The organism is Microvirga tunisiensis, from assembly GCF_009296175.1.
In the GTDB taxonomy this organism is placed as follows: Bacteria; Pseudomonadota; Alphaproteobacteria; order Rhizobiales; family Beijerinckiaceae; genus Microvirga; species Microvirga tunisiensis.
Genome location: NZ_VOSK01000617.1, coordinates 1 through 2,176 on the forward strand (window position 1 = coordinate 1; position 2,176 = coordinate 2,176).

Sequence of the window (2,176 nt, forward strand, 5' to 3'; positions counted from 1 at the left end):
CTCAGGAACTCTTCAATTTGAATTGCGAGTGAGATCGGTTCGTGCCCGACTGTGTGCAGGTGAACCTCGGGGTTCTCCGGTGCCTCATAGGGCGAGTCGATGCCGGTGAAGTTCTTGATCTCACCAGCGATCGCTTTGCTGTAGAGGCCCTTTGGATCCCGCCGCGCACATTCTTCCAGCGGAGTATCGACGAAGATCTCGACGAACTCCCCGGCGCCGACTAGATCCCTCGCCAGCAGGCGCTCGGATTTGAAGGGCGAGATGAAGGACACGATCACGATTAGGCCGGCATCCGCCATCAGCTTGGCGACCTCGGCGACGCGGCGGATGTTTTCGACCCGGTCTTCATTGGCAAAACCCAGATCCCGATTGAGGCCATGGCGAACGTTATCGCCATCAAGCAGATAAGTGTGCTTGCCTTGGGCGTGCAACAGCTTTTCAAGCGCATTCGCAATCGTCGACTTTCCGGAACCGGACAGGCCGGTGAACCAGACCACAGATGGATGCTGGTGCTTTAAGGCGGCGCGGGCCTTTTTATCGACTTCTAGCTCCTGCCAGTGAATGTTCTCGGCGCGGCGCAGCGGAAAGTCGATCATACCGGCCCCAACGGTCGCGTTGGTGAACCGGTCGATGAGAATGAAATTGCCGGTTGTGCGATTATTCTTATAGGCGTCAAAGGCAATCGGCATTTGCGTCGAGACGTTGCAGACGCCGACCTCGTTCATCTTCAGAGATTTTACCGCGTTATGCGCGAAAGTGTTGATGTCGATATGATGCTTCAACGTCGTGATGCTTGCGCTGACACTGTCCACTTCGGTCCGCAGAATGTAGCTGCGCCCAGGCATCATGGGATTGGCATCGAACCAGATGATATGCGCCTGAAATTGATCCGCAATAAAGGGGCGGGCTAGAGGATCCGCAAGCATATTGCCCCGAGACACCTCGACCTGATCCTCAAGGACCAGAGTCACGGACTGGCCCACGATCGCCTTTTGCAAATGCCCGTCCCTCGTGATGATTCCCTTGACCCGGGTCTGGTGCCCGGATTTCGCAATTGTCACGGAATCTCCAACAGAGATCATTCCGGATGCAATCTGTCCCGCAAACCCGCGGAACCCGGGATTGGGGCGGTTGACGAACTGGACGGGAAAGCGGAAGGGCTTATGGAGATCATCGTTGTCGATCGCCACAGTTTCCAGATGCTGCAGCAGCGTCGGACCTTTATACCAGTCCATGTTCCGTGAAGCTTCAGTGACGTTGTCACCATAACGGGCGGACATTGGAATCGCATGAATGCTCTTGCAACCGAGATTCTGAGCGAATTCCAGATAATCCGCAACAATCTCGTCAAAGGCCGCCTGGTCATAGCCGACGAGGTCAATCTTGTTGACCGCGAGCACGAAGTGACGGATGCCCAGCAGCGAAGCAATGAAGGAATGGCGGCGTGTCTGGGCCAGAACCCCCTGTCGGCTGTCGACGAGCACCACAGCCAGATCGGCTGTCGAGGCGCCACTAGCCATGTTGCGGGTATATTCCCCATGGCCAGGGGCGTCCGCCGCGATGAATTTCCGCTTCGAGGTCGCAAAGAAGCGATAAGCCACCTCGATCGTGATCCCTTGCTCGCGCTCGGCTTCAAGGCCATCAACGAGAAGAGCGAAATCGATGTCGTTGCCGGCCGTTCCATGCTTCTGGCTGTCACGCGCCAACGCTTCGAGTTGGTCCTCGAAGATCAGTTTACTATCGTAAAGCAGGCGGCCTATCAGTGTCGACTTTCCATCGTCCACAGAGCCGCAGGTAAGGAAGCGGAGAAGAGGTCTCTTCTCCACTTCCTGAAGGTAATCAATGATATTGCCTGAGACTACCGGGGCAGGGATAAAGCTCATCAGAAATACCCTTCGCGCTTCTTCTTCTCCATCGAGCCGGCCTCGTCCTTGTCGATCAGGCGACCCTGGCGCTCGGATGTGCGGGCAGTCAGCGTCTCGCTCACGATCTCCTCCAGGCTCGCAGCATCCGACTCGATGGCACCAGTCAGTGGATAGCAACCAAGAGTACGGAAGCGAACCAAGCGCTCCTCAACTCTCTCTCCCGGTTCAAGAGGCATGCGCTCATCGTCGACCATAATCAGCATGCCGTTGCGGACGACCACAGGCCGTTTGGAGGCGAAATAAAGCGGGAC

The 2,176-nt window shown here is 56.5% G+C and carries 1 protein-coding gene and 1 pseudogene; both read right to left on the bottom strand.

All coding sequences use genetic code 11. The annotated features are described in order from the left end of the window. Positions 1 to 1,883 (bottom strand): bifunctional sulfate adenylyltransferase/adenylyl-sulfate kinase NodQ (gene nodQ / locus FS320_RS42040; protein WP_152718476.1); only part of this gene is annotated, 1,883 nt, incomplete at its 3' end. Then, positions 1,883 to 2,176, bottom strand: a pseudogene (locus tag FS320_RS42045) (sulfate adenylyltransferase subunit CysD); the annotation flags it as partial. The pseudogene FS320_RS42045 and the gene nodQ, both read right to left, overlap by 1 nt.